Genomic DNA, 19,565 nt, shown 5'->3' with positions numbered 1-19,565 from the left:
CTCACCGCAGCGGATGTGTCCGCTCGTCGTGGCGCATCCGCGCCGCCCACAGCGCGACCGCCGCCAGAAGCGGTGGCGCGATGCCGGCAACCAGGAAAATCGCTTGCATGGGAACGAGTTTGGCCAGTGGGCCGACGATCGCGAACGACACCGGCATGAACGCCAGCGAGACGAAGAAGTCCAGGCTCGACACCCGGCCCAACATCGCCCGCGGCACTCGTCGCTGCAGCAACGTGCCCCAGATGACCATCCCGGCGCCGTCGGTGGCGCCGATGACGAACGTCGCCACCGCCATCAAGGCGAACGACGAGGTGAAACCGAACACCACCAGCGGGATGGAGCCCAGACCCCACATCGCCATCATCACCGTGAGGTAGCGGCGCGGCAACCGACCGGACGAAACCGCCAGCGCGCCAAGGGCGCTGCCGATACCGAAGAACGCCAGGATGAAACCGTACTTGCGGGCGCCGTCGTCGAAGCTGTTGTTGGCGATGAACGGCAACAGCACCTCGATCGGTCCGATCACCACGAGCACGAAGACGCTGGCGAACAACAGCGTCCACAGCAGCCACGGTGTGGCCAGCACGAACACGAAGCCTTCGCGCAGGTCACGCTGCATATGGGTGCGTTCCAGTTGGGGCTCAGGGCTTCTCATTGTCGGCCGGGTGGCCAGCAGGAGCAGCAGGCCGATGGCGAACAGCGCGGCGACACACACGGTGCCCAGCGCCGGAAACGTCGCCCCGACCACCAACCCCGCGACCGCGGGGCCGACCGCGCGTTGAAAGACCGGGCGCACGACACCCTCGACGCCGTTGGCCGCCAACAGCTGTTCGGCGGGCAGGATCCTCGGCAGGATCGCGCTGTAGGCCGGAAAGAAGAACGCGGCGGCGATCCCGAGAAGCGCCGCAGCCACCGCCATATGCCAAATCCGCAGTGCACCAACGAGTCCCAGGGCGGCGACCGCTGACACCGCGACCGCGTTGACTGCCTCGACGGCGATGATGATCGCGCGCTGGTTGAACCGGTCGGCCGCGATCCCGCCGACCAGGACGAACGCGACAAGCCCGGTGCCCAGACACGTCGCTACCAGCGAGAGCGATGCCGGATCGTTGGACAGCTCGATGACCTGAAGTGCCATCGCCACCGCCCACATGCCCTCGGCGAAGATGAACAGCGACACCGCGGCGATCAGCAGCCGGTACTCGCGGATGCGAAACGGTGCGAGCACGCGCCAGCCGCCGGTGTCGCGGACCGGCGTTTCGATGTCGAGTTGCGTACTCACCATGCGATGGTCGCCGACGCGTCATCGCGACGTCCACCGAATTTTTCGCACTCACACCGCCGCGCCCCGCTCTACGCCGAGATCGGCGAAATGGTGAAAACTACTCGCACTTTCCCGCCCGCTTGTCCTTTGGGCGAGAGGAAGCTAGCTGTCGGTGAAGTTGGGCGTTCGGCGTTGCTGGAAAGCCTTCGTGCCCTCGCGGAAGTCGTCCGCCTCGAGCAGCTGCAGCTGGCCCTGCTTCTCCAGCTCCAGCGCCGCCTCGAACTCGGTGAGCGTGGCGGCGTTGATGGCGTGCTTGGTCTTGCGCAGCGCCACCGCGGGGCCGGTCTGCAGCGTGGCCAGCACCTCGTCGACCTTGGCGTCGAACTCGTCGACCGGGTAGACCGCCGTCACCAGGCCCCAGTCGTAGGCGTCGGCCGCGGAGATCCGCTCGGCCAGCAGGGCCATCCGGAACGCGCGGATCCGGCCGACCGCCGCGGCGATCAACGCCGTAGCCCCGCCGTCGGGCATCAGCCCGATCTTGGTGAACGCCAGCATGAAAAACGCCTTCTCCGAAGCCAATACGACGTCGGAGGCCAGCGCCAACGACACCCCGACCCCGGCCGCCGGGCCCTGCACCACGGCCACCACCGGCTGTGGCAGGTCCTTGATCGAACGCACGGCGCGGTTGGCGGCGTCGAGCACATCGGCCGGAGTGCCGCTGGCGCCGGGGTTGGCGTGGTCCTCCTCGCTGACGCCCGCTCCCGAGCAGAAGCCGCGGCCCACGCCGCCCAGCCGCACCACCTTCACCCGGGGATCAGAAGCCGCCCGCTCAAACGTCTCGGCGATGGTGACGAGCATGGCGGCGGTCAGCGAGTTGAGGCTGTCCGGCCGGTTCATCGTCACCGACAGCACCCCGTCGGACAATTCGACGAGAAGATCGTCGATGCCGGTGTAGATCTGCACGCTGGAGTCTGCGGGTGTCATGGCTGCACCCTAGATCCGGCCCACTTGGTTAAACAAGTAAGCTATGTCGGCGGTCGACAGCGTTCGCGGGGATGAAGGGCGGTTGGAGTATGACTGGACCACTGCACGGGCTGCGAGTCATCGAACTGGCGAGCATCGGCCCCGGCCCGCATGCCGCGATGATCCTCGGTGACCTCGGCGCCGACGTCGTGCGCATCGAGCGGCCCGGCAAGGTGGGCGGGATTCCCACCAAGAACCGCGAAGCCACCCTGCGCAACCGCCGCTCGGTGACCGCCGACCTCAAGACCGAGGAGGGCCGCGACCTGGTGCTGCGGCTGGTCGCCAAGGCCGACGTGCTCATCGAGGGCCTGCGCCCCGGCGTGACCGAACGGCTGGGCCTGGGCCCCGAGGACTGCGCGAAGGTCAACGAGCGCCTCATCTACGGCCGCATGACCGGCTGGGGCCAGACCGGGCCCCGCCGGCTGCAGGCCGGCCACGACATCAACTACATCTCGCTCAACGGCGTGCTGCACAGCATCGGCCGCAAGGGGGAGCGGCCGGTGCCGCCCCTGAACCTGACCGGCGACTTCGGCGGCGGATCGATGTTCCTGCTCGTCGGGATCCTGTCGGCGCTGTGGGAACGGCAGACCTCCGGCAAGGGCCAGGTGGTCGACGCCGCGATGATCGACGGATCCAGCGTGCTGGCCCAGATGATCTGGAGCTTCCGCCAGGACGGCCTGTGGTCCGACGAGCGCGGCGTGAACATGCTCGACGGCGGCGCCCCCTACTACGACACCTACACCTGCGCCGACGGCCGCTACATCGCCGTCGGCTGCATCGAGCCCCAGTTCTACGCCGAGTTCCTCGAGGGCCTCGGCCTCGACGGGGAGGATCTGCCCGACCAGAACGACATGAGCCGCTGGCCCGAGCTGCGCGCGAGGTTCACCGAGGTCATCGGCTCCAAGGACCGCGACCACTGGGCCAAGGTCTTCGCCGACAGCGACGCCTGCGTGACGCCGGTGCTCTCCTTCGGCGAGGTGGAATCCGAACCCCATGTCACCGAACGCAATACGTTCTACCGGGTCGGCGACTACCTGCAGCCCATGCCCGCTCCGCGGTTCTCCCGTAGTGTGCCGCCGACCCCGACCCCGCCCGGCGAGGCCGGCGCGGACACCGAAGCCGTCCTGCGGGACTGGACCTAGAGAGGAACTGATTCAGTGGAGATCAAGGACGCCGTAGCCGTCGTCACCGGCGGGGCCTCCGGGCTCGGCCTGGCGACCACCAAGCGCCTGCTCGACCGCGGCGCGTCCGTCGTCGTCATCGACCTCAAGGGTGCCGACGCGGTTTCTGAACTCGGTGAGCGCGCCAAGTTCGTCGAGGCCAACGTGACCGACCCTGATGCGGTGAGCGCCGCGCTGGATGAGGCCGAGAAGATGGGTCCGCTGCGCATCAACGTCAACTGCGCGGGTATCGGCAACGCGATCAAGACGCTGAGCAAGGACGGCCCGTTCCCGTTGGACGCGTTCAAGAAGGTCATCGAGGTCAACCTGATCGGCACGTTCAACGTGCTGCGGTTGTCGGCCGAGCGGATCGCCAAGACCGAACCGATCAACGGCGAGCGTGGCGTCATCATCAACACCGCGTCGGTCGCGGCGTTCGAGGGCCAGATCGGGCAGGCCGCCTACTCGGCGTCCAAGGGCGGTGTGGTCGGCATGACGCTGCCGATCGCGCGTGACCTCTCCCGTGAGTTGATCCGCGTCGTCACCATTGCGCCCGGGTTGTTCAAGACCCCGCTGTTGGGTTCGCTGCCGGAGGAGGCGCAGGCCTCGCTGGGCAAGCAGGTGCCGCATCCGGCGCGCCTCGGCGATCCCGACGAGTACGGCGCGCTGGCCGTGCACATCGTGGAGAACCCGATGCTCAACGGTGAAGTGATCCGCCTGGACGGCGCGATCCGGATGGCCCCGAGGTAGGCCGCGATGGGTATCAGGACGAAGTTCACCGAGACGTTCGGTATCGAGCACCCCGTCGTGCAGGGCGGGATGCAGTGGGTTGGCCGCGCGGAACTCGTTGCCGCGGTGGCGAATGCGGGCGCGTTGGGGTTCATCACCGCGCTGACCCAGCCGACGCCGGCGGACCTGGCCAAGGAGATCGAGCGGTGCCGCGAACTCACCGACAAGCCGTTCGGGGTGAACCTGACGATCCTGCCGACCATCAACCCGCCGCCCTATGACGAGTACCGCCAGGTGATCGTCGACTCCGGCATCAAGATCGTCGAAACTGCCGGGTCCAACCCGGCGCCGCACCTGCCGATGTTTCACGACAACGGCATCAAGGTGTTGCACAAGTGCACGTCGGTGCGGCACGCGGTCAAGGCGCAGAGCCTGGGCGTGGACGGCATCAGCATCGACGGTTTCGAGTGCGCGGGCCATCCGGGCGAGGACGACATCCCGGGGCTGGTGCTGATTCCGGCGGCGGCGGCCAAGATCGACATCCCGATGATCGCCTCCGGCGGCTTCGCCGACGCGCGCGGTTTGGTGGCCGCGCTGGCGCTCGGCGCCGACGGCATCAACATGGGTAGCCGGTTCATGTGCACCGTCGAGTCGGCGATCCACCAGAACGTCAAGGAAGCGATCGTGGCGGGCACCGAGCTCGACACCGAGCTGATCTTCCGGCCGCTGCGCAACACCGCCCGCGTCGCGAGCAACAAGGTGTCACGTGAGGTGGTGGAGATCCTCAACCGCGGCGGGCAGTTCGAGGACGTCAAGGACCTGGTCGCCGGTAGCCGCGGCGTCAAGGTCTATGAGGTCGGCGATCTCGACGCGGGGATCTGGAGTGTCGGCACCGCGATGGGCCTGATCAACGACATCCCGACGTGCGGGGAGCTGGTGTCACGGATCGTGGCCGAGGCCGAGGAGATCATCACCGGCCGGCTGGCCGACATGATCGAGTCCGACGAAGAAGAGAACGTGGCTTAGCAGGAATCAGCGAAAATCGCCCGCAGTGGGCAAACTGTCGGTCCCGAGCGCGCCCGCGCTCGGGACCAGGCGGGTCAGACCGCCTTGCGCAGCGGCTGCTCGTCGTCGAGCTGTTCCGAGGTGTCGCCCTCGACCAGGACATCGCCGTGGTAGAGCGCGTCGAAATCAACCTTGATGACATCAGCACTGGTGTCGTCGATCCACATGTACTGAAGAGTAACCAGCACCTTTAAGGAATCATTGAGTCACGGTTCGGAATATCGTGGCAATTCTTACCGCCGGGTAGGTTCCGGGGTCGACAAGGGCCCGACCGCCGCGATTGTGCAGTCTCATACGGGCTTCCCGGCGTGTCGCGGATAAAACCGCGCAATCGGCCGAACCTAGGCGGGTGCGGTGAAGTGGATCGGGTTGGTGCCGTTGAGCGCGATCCACGTCAGCACGGCCGCGACGACCGCCGCGACCAGCAGACCCACCGCGAGCCGCGGCGACCAGGTCGTGCGGCCGAGGACCCGGGCGTCCACCGAGTACGCGCCCGCACCGGCGAACAGCAGCGCCGTCGCCCCGATGAAGATCAGGAACGGCGCGTTGAACGGGTGCGACCAGAACGCGGCGGTCGAGACGTTGACCGCCCAGGCGTCGACCATCGCCGCGATCACCGCGAACGCCGCCAGCGGCGTCAGCACGCCGAGCAGCAGCCCGATCCCGCCCAGCGTCTCGGCGGTGGTGACCATCATCGCGGCCAGCGTGGGCATCCGCCAACCGCCTGCGCTCATGAACTCGACCGTCGTACTGAAATCGAACGCCTTGATCAGGCCGGCCTGAATCATCGCCGCGCCGACCCCCACACGCAGGGTCAACAGGCCGACATCGCCGGCGGTGGTGCGGGTTGGTGCGGTCACATCGGTGGTCACGCCCGTAGTTGTCATGTCCGATACGACTACCAGAACATGCCGGATTCATCGCGGGGCATCGCCGTGAACGATGCGGGGTAGCCCCACCGTGTCACCTACGGGCGCATTGACCCGCTTGGTTACCGTTGTTAAGTTACCCGTGTTAGCCGATCCGAGAAACGGAAGGCACGACGTGCTGCACCGAATCGCACAGCTGGCGCTGTCCGCGCCTCGGCGCATCCTCGCCATCGCGGTGCTCGTCATGGCGGCCTGCGCGGTCTTCGGGATCCCCGTCGTCAAGCACCTGTCCGCGGGCGGCTTCGCAGACCCGACCTCGGAGTCCGCCCAGGCCAACCGGGTGCTCGTCGACACGTTCGGCCAGGGCGACATGGAGCTGCTGATCAGCGTCACCGACGCCGACGGCGCGCTGAGCCCGGCCGCGCGCTCGGTCGGCACCGACATCGCCACCCAGCTCCGGGCATCGCCGCACGTCGTCCAGGTCGTCACGGCGTGGACCGCGCCGCAGACGGCGGCTCCGGCGTTGATCAGCACGGACGGCAAGACGGGGTTGATAGCGGCCGGGATCACCGGCGGCGAGAGCGGCGCGCAGAAGCACGCCAAGGAACTCACCGATCGGCTGGCACATGATCGCGGCGAGGTCAGGGTGCGTGCCGGCGGCGAAGCGATGATCTACGTCCAGATCAACGCGCAGACCGAACGCGACCTGCTGCTGATGGAGTCGATCGCCATCCCGCTGAGCTTCGTGGTGCTGGTGTGGGTGTTCGGCGGTCTGGTGGCGGCCGCGCTGCCCCTGGCCGTCGGTGGGTTCGCGATCCTGGGCTCGATGGCGGTGCTGAGGGCCGTCACCCTCGTCACCGACGTGTCGATCTTCGCGCTGAACCTGACGGTGGCCATGGGCATGGCGTTGGCCATCGACTACACCCTGCTCATCATCAGCCGCTACCGCGACGAGCTGGCCGACGGCGCCGACCCCGACCGCGCCCTGGTCCGCACCATGGCCACCGCGGGGCGGACGGTGTTGTTCTCGGCGCTCACCGTCGCGCTGTCGATGGTCGCGATGGTGCTGTTTCCGATGTACTTCCTCAAGTCGTTCGCCTACGCCGGCGTGGCGGTGGTGACGTTCGCGGCGCTGGCCGCCATCGTCGTCGCGCCCGCGGCCATCGTGCTGGCCGGCGACCGGCTGGACAGGTTCGACGTGCGCAGGTTGTTGCGTCGGGTGCTCGGCCGTCCCGAGCCGGTACGCAAGCCGGTCGAGCAGACGTTCTGGTATCGCTGCACGAAGTTCGTCATGCGCCGCGCGGTGCTGATCGGAGCGGCGATCGTGGCGTTGCTGCTGGTGCTCGGCGCGCCGTTTCTCGGCGCCAACTGGGGCTTTCTCGACGACCGGGTGCTGCCGTCGTCGGCGTCGGCGCGACAGGTCGGAGACGAGTTGCGCACCGACTTCGCCGTCGACTCCGCGCGCAACGTCACCGTCGTCATACCCGACGCCCGCGCCGTCACGCCGCCCGCCCTCGACCGCTACGCCGGCGCCCTGTCCGAGGTGGCCGACGTGTCGTCCGTGTCGGCGCCCGGGGGCACGTTCGTGGACGGCAGGCTGGTGGGTCCGCCGTCGGCGGCGACCGGCGTCAAGGACGGCAGCGCGTTTCTCACGGTCGCCAGCGCCGCGCCGTTGTTCACCGAGGCCTCCGAAACCCAGCTCGACGCGCTGCGCCGGGTCAGCACACCGGGCGGCGCCGAGGTGCAGTTGACCGGCGTCGCGCAGATCAACCGCGACAGCTCCTCGGCGATCACGTCGCGGCTGCCCTTGGTGCTCGGGGTGATCGCCGGCATCACGTTCCTCCTGCTGTTCCTGCTGACCGGAAGCGTGGTGCTGCCGCTGAAAGCGTTGATACTCAACGTCTTATCGCTGACGGCGGCATTCGGCGCGTTGGTGTGGATCTTCCAGGACGGCCATCTGGGCGCGCTGGGCACGACGCCGACGGGCACGTTGGTGGCCAACATGCCGGTGCTGTTGTTCTGCATCGCGTTCGGGCTGTCGATGGATTACGAGGTGTTCCTGGTGTCGCGGATCCGGGAGTACTGGCTCAAATCGGGCCGCACCCGGGCGGATAACGACGAGAGCGTCGCGCTGGGGCTGGCCCGCACCGGCCGGGTCGTCACCGCCGCGGCGCTGATCATGTCGATCTCGTTCGCCGCATTGATCGCCGCCGAGGTGTCGTTCATGCGGATGATGGGCGTCGGCCTGACGCTGGCGATCTTGGCGGATGCGACGCTGGTCCGCATGGCGCTGGTTCCCGCGTTCATGCACGTGCTCGGCCGGTGGAACTGGTGGGCACCCAAGCCGCTGGCCCGGCTGCACTCACGCATCCGCATCAGCGAGTCCGCCGAGGACCGGCTGCCGGCCGCCGACCCGTCCTCTGAGGTGGTCGGATCGCGATGAAACGGCGACGCGCGCCGCGCGGCTCCGGCGACCAGTTGCGCGACGAGATCCTCGACGCCACCACGGATCTGCTGCTGGAGACCGGAAACGCCAAGGCGGTGTCGATCCGGTCGGTCGCCCAGCGGGTGGGGGTGACACCGCCGTCGATCTATCTGCACTTCGCCGACAAGGACGCGCTGCTGGATGCGGTGTGCGTGCGTTACTTCGAGAAGCTCGACGAGGAGATGCAAAGCCTCGCCGCCGATGCGCCGTCGGCGATCGAGGTGTTGCGCGCCCAGGGGCTGGCCTATATTCGGTTCGCCGTGAAAACCCCTGAGCTGTACCGGATCGCGACGATGGGCGAGGGCCGCCCCGGCAGCGATGTCGACATGATGCTGAACACATCGGCGTTTCTGCATCTGCGTACCTCGGTGGAGACGCTGATCGCCGAGGAAGTCTTTCCGCCGGGGGATCCGGTGGCGTTGGCGCTGCAACTGTGGACGGTCGCCCACGGGGTGGCCGCGATGCTGATCTCGCGACCGTATCTGCCGTGGGGGGACGCCGAGGAGTTCGCCGACCGGGTGCTGCGGGCGGTGGTGGTAGGGGAGATCATCTCGGGCGCAGTCGATCCCAAGACCGCCCCGCAGGAAACTGTGAGCATGTTGAAAGGACTGCTGAATGAGCAACACCGTTGACAATCCATTCTTCGCGCGGCTGTGGATGTTCATGTCCAGGCATGAGACGGAGGCGATTCAGCGGTTGCGCCGCGAGAACCTCGCTGGATTGAGCGGACGGGTGCTCGAGGTCGGCGCGGGCACCGGCACCAACTTCGAGTTCTATCCCGACACCGTCACCGAGGTGGTGGCCGTCGAACCCGAACGGCGCCTCGCCGAGCAGGCCCAGCGCGCCGCCGCCGTCGCACCCGTGCCGGTGACCGTCACCGCCGACACCGTCGAGCACTATGCGGGCGGCGCCGGTGAGCCGTTCGACGCGGTGGTGTGCTCCCTGGTGCTGTGCTCGGTCGACGAGCCCGAAACGGTGCTGCGCCAACTGTATTCGCTGCTGCGCCCCGGCGGCGAGTTGCGCTACCTGGAGCACATCGCCGGTACCGGCGTGCGTGCCCGGATGCAGCGGATCGCCGACGCCACGTTGTGGCCGAGGCTGTTCGGCAACTGCCACACGCATCGGCACACCGAGCAGTCGATCGTCGGCGCGGGATTCCAGGCGGCAGGGGCGCGCCGCGAGTGGACGCTGCCGGCCTGGGCGCCGATTCCGGTGGCGGAGTTCGCGCTCGGCCGCGCGGTCAAGTAGCGATTTGTGTGCGTTTAGGCGCGCTCAGCGCAACAGAAGGCACACAAATCGCTCATGAACTGAGGGCGTGTCGGATTTCGGCAATCACCCGCTGCGGGTTCACGGTGAGATCAAACCAGGTGAACCGCAGCACCTTCCACCCGCGCAACGAGATCGCATTCTGTCGTTCGCGATCCTTGACGAACACGTCTGCGTCGCTGTGAAACGCCCAGCCGTCGACCTCGATGGCGACCTTCTGTACGAGAAACGCCACGTCGACCTTGTAGCCGGCGACCGGGAAATTCGTCCGCCATCCGGTGAAACCCGCTTCGTACAGGAGTTTCACGAGCAGGCGCTCGGCCTCTGAGCGGGCCCCGTCGGTTGCCGCCTGCAGCAGCCGCCTGGCTGCCGGCGACCCGTGCCGACCCTTGTTCTGCAGATGCGTGCGCCAAAGGTCGTGCAGTTCGACGTGACGTTGCAATGCGGAATCCATCAACACGGCGCCCCCGCGGAACCGAACGGCGGCCTCCACGACGGTCAGCGCCAACGCGGTGACCCTTAAGCCGCCGCGCTCGACGACATCCGCGGGACGCAGGTCGCGTCGCCGCATCCGGATGCCGTCACGGTGTGGATGGTGGCTGGCCTTCGGCACCGTCACTTCGACCACACGCGGTGCAAATCGCGTCAGGCCATGCCACCAGGCCGCGGCAATGCCGCTGGCCACCGCCGCGAGCCCGTAACCCCAGACGGCGGCTCTGATCCGCGCTGCGTCGCTGAACGGCCGGTCTTCGGCGAAGAACACGCCCGGGGAGCACCGTCGCCAGCGCCCGGCGCGGACTCGGCGGTCGACGGCATATCTGCTGAGCCCGGCCTGTTGCGCCTGTGCCAGCGTGATCACCCCGTCATGGCGGCGCAAGTAGTCGTCGACCACATCGTGTTTGGACGCCCTGCGCGCCTATTCGGTTCCACCCGTCGCGATTTGTGTGCGTTTAGGCGCGCTCACCGCAACAAAACGCACACAAATCGCCCTAGTCGAGGAGCGCGGGCAGCCGCTGCAGCAGGCCGGGCAGGGCCTCGACGGCGGTTTCGCGCAACGACACCGTCGCGGCGTCCGACAACGGCGTGCGTTCCGGGTTGACCTCGATGACCACCGTGCCTCGGGCCAGCGCCATCTCCGACAGCCCCGCGGCGGGGTAGACGATCGACGACGTCCCGACGACCACCACGAGGTCGGCGGTGCTGACCGCCTCCATCGAGCGTTGCCAAGCCTCATCGGGAAGCGCCTCACCGAACCACACCACGTTGGGTCGGATCAGCCCGCCGCACGGGCATACCGGCGGGTCGACGGCCTCCACCGGTTCGGGCATCGTGGGCAGATCACCCTCGAAGGCCGAGTGGCAGGCGTCGCAACGGAATTCGAACAAGCTGCCGTGCAGGTGGTAGACCTTGGTGCTGCCGGCGCGCTCGTGCAGGTTGTCGACGTTCTGGGTGACGACGCGTACGTCGGCGTAGTCCTGCCAGGCGGCGACGGCCAGATGGCCACTGTTCGGCCGTACCGACCCCATCATGTAATGGCGCCACAGGTACCACGCCCACACCTTCTCCGGGTTCGCCCGCCAGCCCTCGGAGCTGGAGATCTCATACGGGTCGACCTTGGCCCACAGCCCGGTCTCGGCATCCCGGAACGTGGGCACCCCGCTCTCCGCCGAGATGCCCGCACCGCTGAGGACCGTTACCTGCACATGTCCAAAGTAGCCGCTTTGCGCGATACTGAAGCACGTGGCGGGGTTGGCCGAGTGGGTGCGCATCGATCAACGCGGCTCCGGTGCCCTGTTCGACCAGCTGAGAACCCAGATCATCGACGGAATCCGGGACGGCAGGCTGCCCCCGGGCACCAGGCTGCCGACGGTGCGCGAGCTCGCCGGTCAGCTCGGGTTGGCGGTCAACACCGTGGCGCGTGCCTACCGCGAGCTGGAGGCCAGCGGCATCCTGGAAACCCGCGGACGGTTCGGCACGTATGTGGCCCGGGTAGACCCCTCCGACGAGGCGATGGCCGCGGCGGCGCACGGTTTCGTCTCGACGGCAAAGGCCATGGGCGTCAGCAAGGCCGAGGCCCTGCGCTACGTCGAAGCCGCATTCGGCTGAACGGTCAGCCGAACTCCAGCAACGTGAAGACCGGCCGGACCGGGTCGAAGACGGGAATGCGCTGAGCCGCCCACACCAGCGCGTTGAACACCTTGCCGCGGCCGGGCGGGATCGGCACGTCGTGCACGGCGCGGATGCCGGGGATGTCGTGCACGAGGTTCGCCGCCTGTGACGGCGTGAGGCTGAACGGCATGGGCGGTACCCGGTAGCGCAGCGACGGCCGCAGCAGGCCGCGCGTGACGGCGGCCGCGAACCAGGCCGGCGGCAGGTCGAACATCATCTGGCCGCCGGGGAACCGCTTGGCACATTCGGCGATCAACCCGAGCGCCTCCTCGGGTTGCAGGTACATCAGCAGGCCCTCGGCGGTGATGAACACCCCGTGCTCGGTGTCGACGCGGTCCATCCAGCTGTAGTCCAACGCCGACTGAGCCGCCATCTGCACCCGCTCGGAGGCGGGAAGCAGCTTGCGGCGCAGCTCGATCATCGGCAACAGATCCACGGTGAGCCAACGAAATTCATGTCCGACGTCGGCGGCGTCCAGGCGGTAGAAGCTGGTCTGCAAGCCCTCCGCCAGCGCCACCACCGTCGCCTTCGGATGGTCACTCAGGTAGCGGCGGGTGTGCCGGTCGAAGGCCAACGACCGCACCGCCATGTCTTGACGGCGGGGGATCCCGAACTTGGCGAAGTCGAAGTCGATCGAGTCGACCAGTCGGATGGCCATCGGGTCGTCGAGGATGGCATCGGGTCGGCGCGCTTCGGTGGCGCGGACCTGAAGCGTCATCAGCGCGGTTTCGGACACGCCGGTCAGCACGGTGCCGTCGGCCTTGGCGGAGGGTTCCGCGGAGGGTGTAGAGCTCACCTGTCCGAATCTACCTAGCGCAGCACTTTCTCGACCGTGCGCAGGTTGCGGGTGGTCGTCGACGACTTGTAGCGCTTCTTGCTCATCGTCTTGCCCATCGCCGAGCCCAGGGTGGCGGTCCTGGCCACCTGCCAGTAGATGACGCCGTCGCCGCGCTGGATCTTCTCGTGGTCTCTGGCGTCCTCGGCCAAGGCGGCCAGTTCGTCGAGCACCTGCGGGTCGGTGACGAACGTGATGTAGGAGTGGTGGCCTTCGACCTCGCGCTGGAACGGATACGCCTCGGCGATCGCCCGCACCGTGTCCAGGTCGTAGGCCAGCACCCAGGCGTCGTAGCCGAACCGGTCGCGCAGCGCCTTCTCGGCGCGCCGGCGCACCGTGGTCACGCCGGCAGGGCTGTCCAGCAGCACGTTGCCACTGGCCAAAATCGTTCGGACATCGGTGAATCCGGCCGCCTCGAGCGCCTTGGCGACGTCGGCCATCTTCAGGTTGACGCCACCCACGTTCACTCCGCGCAGGAAGGCGGCGTAGCGGGTCACGGCCCGAACTCCAGCAGCGTGAAGGAGGGTCGTCGGCGCCGGAAGGGGCCCAGCCGGTCAACCGCCGGCGAGGCGGCCAGCCTCCACAGACCCCGCGCCGGCGGCAGGGGGACGTCACGGGCGACGCGTACGCCGGGAATCCTTCCGGCCAGGCCGACGGCGTCGTCGGCGCTTTGCCCGAACGGCATCGGCGGCGCCAGGTAGCGGTCGGAGAGCTTCAGTCCGTTGAGCGTGCGTCGGCTGAACCACGGGGGCACCGAGTCGAACATCATCTGAACTCCTGGGAAGCGTGCCGCGCAGTCGGCGATGAGGCCGAGCGCCTCCTCGGGTTGCAGGTACATCAGCAGACCCTCGGCCGTGATGAAGACGCCGTGCGCGGCGTCGACGCGGTTCATCCAGGTGCGATCCAGGGCCGACTGGGCCAACGGCACGATGCGCTCGTCGTGTGGCAGCAGCCTGTCCCGCAGCGCGATGACGGGTGGCAAATCGATGGAATACCAGGTTATCCCGTCGGCGACGCCGGTTCGATCGAGCCGCCAGAAGCTGGTCTGCAGCCCCTCGGCGAGCGCCACCACCGAGGCCTTCGGGTGTGCGACGAGGTAATCGCGGGCCGCGGCGTCGAAGGCCACGGCGCGCAGCGCGTGCGCCTGGTGGGGTTTGCCGAACTTGAGGTAGTCGTAGTCGATCGAATCGAACAGCCTGACCGCCCACGGATCGCGGATGACGCCGTCGGACCGTTTGGCCTCGCTGGCGCGGTTGTGCAGCGTCCAGAGCGTGGTGGCCGAGACGCCCTCGAGAATGTTGCCGTCGACTGCATAAAACCGCGTCATCGGTTCGATCGTAGGGCCGTAGGCTCGACCCATGGGACGTCATGTGTTCGACGACAAGCTCTTGGCGCTGATCGGCGGGAACTCGCTGGGGGTGCTGGCCACGATCAAGCGCGACGGACGGCCGCAGTTGTCGAACGTGATCTACTACTTCGACCCGCGGGCGCTCACGATTCAGGTGTCGATCACCGAACCGCGGGCCAAGACCCGCAACCTGCGTCGCGACCCGCGGGCGTCCATCCACGTCAGCTCCGACGACGGCTGGGCGTATGCCGTGGCCGAAGGCGACGCGGTGCTCACCCCGCCGGCTGCGGCGCCCGACGACGACACCGTCGAGGCGTTGATCACGTTGTACCGCAACATCGCCGGTGAGCATCCGGACTGGGACGACTATCGCCGCGCCATGGTCGACGAACGGCGCGTGATGATGACGCTGCCCATCTCGCACGTCTACGGCATGCCGCCCGGCATGCGATAAAAGCAGGCGACGGCGGTCGGGTCGGCGCGTAGGCTGCCAGGCATGGCTGACTCGGCGCGCGAAGACGACACCAAACGCAGGTTCCGGGAAGCGCTGGAGCGCAAGAAGGCCAATGCCGGCGGCGGCGGCGCTCACAAAGACGGCGGGGCTAAACAGCCGCGGGCGCACGGCCCGGTTGAGCATCGCCGCGAGTTCCGGCGCAAGAGCGGCTAGCGAGTGTGCGCGCGGCGATCAGCGCCGCGAGCATGACGGCCACGCAGATCAGGCCCTGATCCTTCAGTCCCCACCCGACCGAGGCCAGCGTCGCCGCGCAGCGTGCTGGTGGCCATCACGGTGTGGCCGACGACCACACCGAGCAACGACACGATCCGGATGACGTCGATGGCCCGGTCACGGGTGGCCGGGGTGGCTGCCTCGACTTCGGCAGGGCTGGGAAAACTCGCCATGCCACAGATCGTCGGCGTCGCCGGTGGCGTCGCGCATGAGTCGCGCATGAGTAGAAGCCCTCAAATCGCGGCGGTGCGAGCCTCCCGCACCTCTCGGGCTTCTCGCAGCAGGATCGCGACCAGGCAGACGATCGACAGCGCCGCGACCACCACCGCGAAAGTCACACCCGCGGTGCGCAATCCCCACGTTTGGGCGGCCAGGCCCTCGCCGACCACGGGCACCGAGATCGCCACGTAACCGATGACGAAGTACGTCGAGTTCACCTCGGCGCGCCGATCTGCCGGCGTGTTCTCGGCGATCGCGGCGAGACCGCGGCTGAAGGCGATGCCGTGCCCCACCCCGGACACCAGCCCGGCGCCGATCAGACCGAGGAACGACGACATCCCCAGCGCCACAGCCAGAATGACCATGCCTGCGATCAGGATCGCGCAGCCGAGCGCGACAGCGCGTTGGGGCTCCATGCCGCCGACGGCGACCTGGGTCACCGCCGACGCGATGAAGATCGAGCTGGCGACCAGGCCGGCGATGGCGGAGTTGTCGATCCCGGCGACGTCGGCGACGAAGGACGGCGCCACCGCCATGAACAGCCCGGTCACCGCGAACCCCGCGAAGCCGGCGATCGCGGCGATGACGAACACCGTCCGCACCTCGGCGGGCACGGACAACCGCTGAATCCCGATGCGGCCGGTGCGTTCCGACGTTTCGGGTGCGATCAGCACGGCCGCGCCGGCCAGCAGTACGAGCACGATGTGCAGCGCGAAGCTCAGCCGCAGTGGTTCCGGCGCGTACTGCACCAGCAGGCCGGCGACGACGGGCCCGGCGCCCAGTCCGCCGATGTTGGCGATGGTCGCGACGGGGGCGGCCCTGGTCCGCCAGTTCGGCGGTGCCGCCTCGATCACCGCAGCGGTCGCGGTTCCGGTGAACAGCCCCGCCGACAGCCCCGACAACACGCGGGCGATCGAGAGCACGGCCACCGAGTCAGCGGTCAGGAACACCGCGGCGCTCAGCACCGCGGCCACCACACCGGCGAGCAGGATGGGTCGTCGGCCGATGGCGTCGGACCAGCGGCCGAACACCAGCAGGGCGAACAGCACCCCGCCCGCGTACATCGCGTAGATGACGGTGGTGGCCAACACCCCGAAATCCATCTGCTCGGCATACAACGCATAGATGGGCGTCGGCATCGTGGTGCCGAGCATGATCGCGGCGAAGGCGTAGGCCAGCAGCGGAAAGGCGAACCGGGTTCTGGGCACGCCGTGGTGCAACCTGGTGCGGCGAGGCGGTATTCCGGCCTTGTCGACGGCGCCGGTCAGTGCGTCACCGCCTTCTCGGCGCCGATCACGATGTAGAGCGTCACGACCACGAACAGCGCGAAGATGCCGATGTTGGTGAACGGGTTGCCGACGGTGGTGTCCTGAGCCAGGACGTCGGCGCTCATGCGGCGCCGCTTTCGAGCCTGGCGGCGATGGCCTCGGCGCGCGGGTCGAGGTCGCGGTTGGCGAAGCGGACGTAGATCCAGGTGATGACGAACGTGGACACGAACTGGCCCAGCCCGATCAACAGGCCGACGTTGATGTCCCCCCACACCTTGATCGCCATGAAGTCATGGGCGAACGCGCCCAGCAGCACGTAGGCCGCGTACCAGACCAGGAACAGCGCGCTCATCGGGAACACGAAGCGGCGCAGCCTACTTCGTAAGTCGGCGAACTCGGGGTTGGCCTGTACGGCCACGTAATCCTGGCCGCTGATCTGGGTCACTCCGGACGAATGGTGGGCCTCGGACAAGGCGGCTCCTGACCTCGATGGGCAAAAAGGGCGTGCGTCAGCCTATGAGACGTGCGTCACATCCGCCGCGTTCCCGCGTGGCCTGCGGCTCAAACTTCACATCTAGACTGGCGGCGTGGCGAAACTGCAGCTAGTTCAAGATCCGGCGGCTGACGCGCTGCTGGAGTCCAACCCGTTTGCGCTGCTGGTCGGCATGCTGCTCGATCAGCAGTACCCGATGGAGGCGGCGTTCGCCGGCCCGAAGAAGATCTCCGACCGGATGGGCGGCGAGCTCGATCCGCGTGCGATCGCCGAGTACGACCCTGACAAGTTCGCCGCCCTGTGTTCGAAAACGCCTGCGATACATCGCTTTCCGGGTTCGATGGCCAAACGGATCCAGGCCCTGGCGCAACTCATCGTCGACCGCTACGACGGCGACGCGGCCGCGCTGTGGACGGCAGGCGATCCCGACGGCGCGGAGGTGCTGAGCCTGCTCAAGAGCCTGCCCGGTTTCGGCGAGCAGAAGGCGAAGATCTTTCTGGCGCTGCTGGGCAAGCAGTACGGGGTGACGCCCGAGGGCTGGCGCGAGGCCGCCGGTGACTACGGCAAGGCCGGCTCTTACCTGTCGATCGCCGACGTGGTCGACGCGGGCTCGCTGGAGAAGGTGCGCTCGGCCAAGAAGCAGGCCAAGGCCGCAGCGAAAAAGCAGGCCGCGAAGTAGGTCCAAGCGCCGAGACTGCGGGGAGATCGCGGGCTGGCGCGATTTCACGATCTGTGCGCAGTCTCGGAGTCCAGTGCGGCCAGCGTCGAGATGATGCTGGCGACCACGCGCCCGGTCGTGGTGCCGGTGTCCAACCCCTCCTTGAGGGCCCGCAACCTGATTCCGCGTTCGGTGAGGTGCGCGATCGTGCGGGTCACCTCGGCGGTGGAGCGGCCGAGGCGGTCCAGTGCGACGACGATGACCGTGTCACCCGCGCGGGCGTAGCTCAACATCGCGTGTAGACCCGCGCGGATCCGGTCGGCCGAATCGGACAGGGTGTCGGTGAACACCCGCCGCGGGTCGACGCCCGCGTCGGCCAGCGCCGTGAGCTGGCCCTCGAGGTTCTGCCCGACGGCGCCTGCTGTGGCGTAGCCCAGCATGCAGGTCACGAACCTTAAGGTCTCATGCCCACCGCCGCCTGGCAAAGGAACGGGGCTCTTCGAGTCGGGTCGGCGGCCGAACTGTGACCCAACCTCGACCTGTGCATTGCGATCTAGGTGCCCAGCGGCTCACCGTCGAACCGCTCCGTGGTGGCGATCTCTGAGACGGGCTTGCGGCTGAGCTTGGTGAGCTGCCGCGTCGGCCTGCCGAGGGGCAGCAGCGCGGCGACGGCGTAGTTGTCGGGGATGTTGAGCAACTCCCGCACGCGTGGCTCCTCGGCCACCGCGGCGGTGGTGAGCACGCCGCCGTAGCCCTCGTTGCGGGCGGCCAGCAGGATGTTCCAGACGAACGGATACACCGAGGCGCCCGCGATCAGCCCGACGCGGTCCAGGTGCTGGTCGAACGCCGCGACCACACCGAGGTCGACGCACACCACCAGCACGACGTCGGCGCCGCGCAGCGGGGACTCCTTGGGCACCTCGACGGCGGCGATGGTCTTTTCGTCAACACCGCTCGGATGCAACGGGTTCCACGGGCTCTCCCCGCTTCGCAGCTGGGCGATGTAGCGCTTGGTCCCCGGAATCGTGCATTCGATCAGCGACTCGCGCGTCTGGCGGTCACGGACAGCGATGACGCGGTTGCCCTGCCGATTGCCGCCGCTCGGCGCGAACCGGGCGTTGTCGAGGATGCGGACGAGGACGTGGTCGGGCAGCGGATCGCCGGTGAACTCCCGGACGGCGAATGTGGAACGCATGACGTTATAGAGGTCCATGGCCTACATCTATACGTCGACTTCGCCGGGCTATGCCAAAGTGATCATATGAAGACGCATCTGAACTGCCCGTGCGGCGAAGCGATCACCGGCAAGGACGAGGACGATCTGGTCGAGCAGGCGCAGGCGCATCTCGCGGACAAGCATCCCGGCCTGGAGTACGACCGGGACGCCATCCTCTTCATGGCCTACTGACCCACTCTTGGTACGCGAAATAGCATTCCGGGCTGCGTAAGGGGCTTGAAAGCGACCCGGAATGCTATTTCGGCGAAGTCACGGCACGACCGTGGAGCCGATCGTCGGCATGAACTGACACTGCTTCTCGGTCGTGGTGACCTGCCCGAAGATCGTCGACAGGATGCTGCCCGAGCCGGTGTCGACGATCGCGGTGAGCGTGGTCGGGCCGTCCGGGTTGATGTCCGGACGCGGCGTGAGTGTCGCGGTTCCTGACTTGCCCGTGGTCAGGTTCACCCAGGTGACGTTGAGCGGCAACTCCTGCTTGGCCGCGGGCCCCGGGGTGCCGACCGCGGTGAACACGTAGGCGGTCTGACCCGGTCCCGGACCGGGCGTCGGGATCGCGGCGGGCCCGGCCACTGAGATCGCGGTGGCGAGCACGTTTCCGCCGTCCTTCAGGCAGCCGTTGCTGATCGACGGATACAGGAAGTCCTGGGTCGGCGGCGCATCCGGACCGAACGCCGGAGTGGGCGCGGCCGCCGGTGCGGCCGCGGGCGGGGGAGCGTCGGCGGGTGCCGGCGCCGGGGCGGGTGCCGGGCC

Annotated in this window: 26 protein-coding genes and 1 pseudogene; 11 read left to right on the top strand and 16 right to left on the bottom strand. The window is 68.0% G+C overall.

Translation table 11 applies throughout. The features are described 5' to 3' along the window. Nucleotide 1: 1 nt before the first annotated feature. Together tet(V) and MELE44368_RS23965 are read right to left on the bottom strand one after the other, a co-directional pair. The gene (tet(V), locus tag MELE44368_RS23970) at nt 2-1,285 is read right to left on the bottom strand and encodes a tetracycline efflux MFS transporter Tet(V) (protein ID WP_128110772.1); all 1,284 of its coding nucleotides are present in this window, start codon (nt 1,283-1,285) and stop codon (nt 2-4) included. Between the two features lie 141 nt (nt 1,286-1,426). Beyond that, nucleotides 1,427-2,248: an enoyl-CoA hydratase gene (locus MELE44368_RS23965; RefSeq protein WP_128110771.1), complete on the bottom strand. Its 822-nt coding sequence runs from the start codon at nt 2,246-2,248 to the stop codon at nt 1,427-1,429. Between the two features lie 89 nt (nt 2,249-2,337). Here MELE44368_RS23965 and MELE44368_RS23960 point away from each other — a divergent pair, with 89 nt between their 5' ends. From MELE44368_RS23960 to MELE44368_RS23950, 3 genes are read left to right on the top strand one after another with little or no spacing between them, the layout of a single operon-like run. Further along, complete coding sequence (locus tag MELE44368_RS23960; protein WP_128110770.1) at nt 2,338-3,429, top strand: CaiB/BaiF CoA transferase family protein; 1,092 nt, start codon at nt 2,338-2,340, stop codon at nt 3,427-3,429. Between the two features lie 15 nt (nt 3,430-3,444). Further along, a complete protein-coding gene (locus MELE44368_RS23955; protein ID WP_128110769.1) occupies nt 3,445-4,197 on the top strand; it encodes a 3-hydroxyacyl-CoA dehydrogenase in 753 nt (250 codons plus the stop codon). A gap of 6 nt (nt 4,198-4,203) precedes the next feature. Continuing rightward, complete coding sequence (locus MELE44368_RS23950; protein ID WP_128110768.1) at nt 4,204-5,202, top strand: NAD(P)H-dependent flavin oxidoreductase; 999 nt, start codon at nt 4,204-4,206, stop codon at nt 5,200-5,202. A 74-nt stretch (nt 5,203-5,276) separates the two neighbouring features. Here the strand turns inward: MELE44368_RS23950 and MELE44368_RS27375 are convergent, their stop codons facing one another. Beyond that, complete coding sequence (locus MELE44368_RS27375; protein WP_128110767.1) at nt 5,277-5,408, bottom strand: hypothetical protein; 132 nt, start codon at nt 5,406-5,408, stop codon at nt 5,277-5,279. Nucleotides 5,409-5,582: 174 nt separating this feature from the next. Beyond that, a complete protein-coding gene (locus MELE44368_RS23940; RefSeq protein WP_128110766.1) occupies nt 5,583-6,128 on the bottom strand; it encodes a DoxX family protein in 546 nt (181 codons plus the stop codon). 157 nt (nt 6,129-6,285) lie between these two features. On the opposite strand from MELE44368_RS23940, the gene MELE44368_RS23935 reads away from it, so the two are divergent. From MELE44368_RS23935 to MELE44368_RS23925, 3 genes are read left to right on the top strand one after another with little or no spacing between them, the layout of a single operon-like run. Further along, a complete protein-coding gene (locus tag MELE44368_RS23935; protein WP_128110765.1) occupies nt 6,286-8,553 on the top strand; it encodes an MMPL family transporter in 2,268 nt (755 codons plus the stop codon). Beyond that, nucleotides 8,550-9,227: a TetR/AcrR family transcriptional regulator gene (locus tag MELE44368_RS23930; RefSeq protein WP_128110764.1), complete on the top strand. Its 678-nt coding sequence runs from the start codon at nt 8,550-8,552 to the stop codon at nt 9,225-9,227. Before MELE44368_RS23935 ends, MELE44368_RS23930 begins: the two co-directional genes overlap by 4 nt. After that, nucleotides 9,211-9,843: a class I SAM-dependent methyltransferase gene (locus tag MELE44368_RS23925; RefSeq protein ID WP_128110763.1), complete on the top strand. Its 633-nt coding sequence runs from the start codon at nt 9,211-9,213 to the stop codon at nt 9,841-9,843. The genes MELE44368_RS23930 and MELE44368_RS23925 overlap by 17 nt, the downstream gene beginning before the upstream one ends. Before the next feature lie 52 nt (nt 9,844-9,895). Here the strand turns inward: MELE44368_RS23925 and MELE44368_RS23920 are convergent, their stop codons facing one another. Continuing rightward, nucleotides 9,896-10,753 carry a PDDEXK-like endonuclease domain-containing protein gene (locus MELE44368_RS23920; RefSeq protein ID WP_064930460.1) on the bottom strand — a complete coding sequence of 286 codons (858 nt, stop codon included), beginning with the start codon at nt 10,751-10,753 and terminating at the stop codon, nt 9,896-9,898. Between the two features lie 97 nt (nt 10,754-10,850). After that, entirely contained in the window at nt 10,851-11,564 is a 714-nt protein-coding gene (locus tag MELE44368_RS23915) for an NAD-dependent deacylase (RefSeq protein WP_128110762.1), read from the bottom strand. Nucleotides 11,565-11,601: 37 nt separating this feature from the next. On the opposite strand from MELE44368_RS23915, the gene MELE44368_RS23910 reads away from it, so the two are divergent. Next, nucleotides 11,602-11,967: an Rv1152 family transcriptional regulator gene (locus MELE44368_RS23910; RefSeq protein ID WP_128110761.1), complete on the top strand. Its 366-nt coding sequence runs from the start codon at nt 11,602-11,604 to the stop codon at nt 11,965-11,967. Between the two features lie 4 nt (nt 11,968-11,971). Here the strand turns inward: MELE44368_RS23910 and MELE44368_RS23905 are convergent, their stop codons facing one another. From MELE44368_RS23905 to MELE44368_RS23895, 3 genes are all read right to left on the bottom strand, one after another. After that, the gene (locus MELE44368_RS23905; protein ID WP_128110897.1) at nt 11,972-12,748 is read right to left on the bottom strand and encodes a class I SAM-dependent methyltransferase; all 777 of its coding nucleotides are present in this window, start codon (nt 12,746-12,748) and stop codon (nt 11,972-11,974) included. A gap of 92 nt (nt 12,749-12,840) precedes the next feature. Further along, nucleotides 12,841-13,362, bottom strand: a complete 522-nt coding sequence (locus tag MELE44368_RS23900; RefSeq protein ID WP_128110760.1) for a DUF1697 domain-containing protein — start codon at nt 13,360-13,362, stop codon at nt 12,841-12,843. Then, on the bottom strand, nt 13,359-14,192 hold the full coding sequence (locus MELE44368_RS23895) for a class I SAM-dependent methyltransferase (protein WP_128110759.1): 834 nt from the start codon (nt 14,190-14,192) through the stop codon (nt 13,359-13,361). The genes MELE44368_RS23900 and MELE44368_RS23895 overlap by 4 nt, the downstream gene beginning before the upstream one ends. A gap of 31 nt (nt 14,193-14,223) precedes the next feature. On the opposite strand from MELE44368_RS23895, the gene MELE44368_RS23890 reads away from it, so the two are divergent. Both MELE44368_RS23890 and MELE44368_RS23885 read left to right on the top strand, forming a co-directional pair. Then, on the top strand, nt 14,224-14,667 hold the full coding sequence (locus MELE44368_RS23890; RefSeq protein ID WP_128110758.1) for a PPOX class F420-dependent oxidoreductase: 444 nt from the start codon (nt 14,224-14,226) through the stop codon (nt 14,665-14,667). A gap of 42 nt (nt 14,668-14,709) precedes the next feature. Then, nucleotides 14,710-14,880, top strand: coding sequence for a DUF5302 domain-containing protein (locus MELE44368_RS23885; RefSeq protein WP_128110757.1), 171 nt, complete (start codon nt 14,710-14,712; stop codon nt 14,878-14,880). Nucleotides 14,881-14,969: 89 nt separating this feature from the next. On the opposite strand, the pseudogene MELE44368_RS23880 reads toward MELE44368_RS23885, so the two are convergent. The 4 genes and pseudogenes from MELE44368_RS23880 to MELE44368_RS23870 form a co-directional block, all read right to left on the bottom strand. Then, nucleotides 14,970-15,113 (bottom strand): annotated as a pseudogene (locus MELE44368_RS23880) (acyltransferase family protein); the annotation flags it as partial. Between the two features lie 60 nt (nt 15,114-15,173). Beyond that, the gene (locus MELE44368_RS23875; protein ID WP_264031282.1) at nt 15,174-16,367 is read right to left on the bottom strand and encodes an MFS transporter; all 1,194 of its coding nucleotides are present in this window, start codon (nt 16,365-16,367) and stop codon (nt 15,174-15,176) included. Between the two features lie 56 nt (nt 16,368-16,423). Then, nucleotides 16,424-16,552, bottom strand: coding sequence for a hypothetical protein (locus MELE44368_RS27370; RefSeq protein ID WP_264031297.1), 129 nt, complete (start codon nt 16,550-16,552; stop codon nt 16,424-16,426). Next, on the bottom strand, nt 16,549-16,899 hold the full coding sequence (locus MELE44368_RS23870) for a DUF485 domain-containing protein (RefSeq protein WP_128110756.1): 351 nt from the start codon (nt 16,897-16,899) through the stop codon (nt 16,549-16,551). Before MELE44368_RS23870 ends, MELE44368_RS27370 begins: the two co-directional genes overlap by 4 nt. 115 nt (nt 16,900-17,014) lie before the next feature. Here MELE44368_RS23870 and MELE44368_RS23865 point away from each other — a divergent pair, with 115 nt between their 5' ends. Further along, nucleotides 17,015-17,599 carry an HhH-GPD-type base excision DNA repair protein gene (locus MELE44368_RS23865; RefSeq protein WP_128110755.1) on the top strand — a complete coding sequence of 195 codons (585 nt, stop codon included), beginning with the start codon at nt 17,015-17,017 and terminating at the stop codon, nt 17,597-17,599. 44 nt (nt 17,600-17,643) lie between these two features. Here the strand turns inward: MELE44368_RS23865 and MELE44368_RS23860 are convergent, their stop codons facing one another. Next, nucleotides 17,644-18,027 carry a recombinase family protein gene (locus MELE44368_RS23860; RefSeq protein ID WP_128110754.1) on the bottom strand — a complete coding sequence of 128 codons (384 nt, stop codon included), beginning with the start codon at nt 18,025-18,027 and terminating at the stop codon, nt 17,644-17,646. Between the two features lie 104 nt (nt 18,028-18,131). Next, nucleotides 18,132-18,791: a nitroreductase family protein gene (locus tag MELE44368_RS23855; protein ID WP_128110753.1), complete on the bottom strand. Its 660-nt coding sequence runs from the start codon at nt 18,789-18,791 to the stop codon at nt 18,132-18,134. Between the two features lie 48 nt (nt 18,792-18,839). On the opposite strand from MELE44368_RS23855, the gene MELE44368_RS23850 reads away from it, so the two are divergent. Further along, nucleotides 18,840-18,986: a DUF1059 domain-containing protein gene (locus tag MELE44368_RS23850; protein ID WP_064891404.1), complete on the top strand. Its 147-nt coding sequence runs from the start codon at nt 18,840-18,842 to the stop codon at nt 18,984-18,986. A 78-nt stretch (nt 18,987-19,064) separates the two neighbouring features. On the opposite strand, the gene MELE44368_RS23845 is transcribed toward MELE44368_RS23850, so the two are convergent. After that, a partial coding sequence (locus MELE44368_RS23845; RefSeq protein ID WP_457920269.1) for an Rv1157c family protein occupies nt 19,065-19,565 on the bottom strand: 501 nt, incomplete at its 5' end.

This window comes from Mycolicibacterium elephantis DSM 44368 (assembly GCF_004014805.1).
GTDB lineage: Bacteria > Actinomycetota > Actinomycetes > Mycobacteriales > Mycobacteriaceae > Mycobacterium > Mycobacterium elephantis.
Note: the sequence above shows the minus strand (reverse complement) of the source record. Positions and strands in the feature narration are given on the sequence as shown.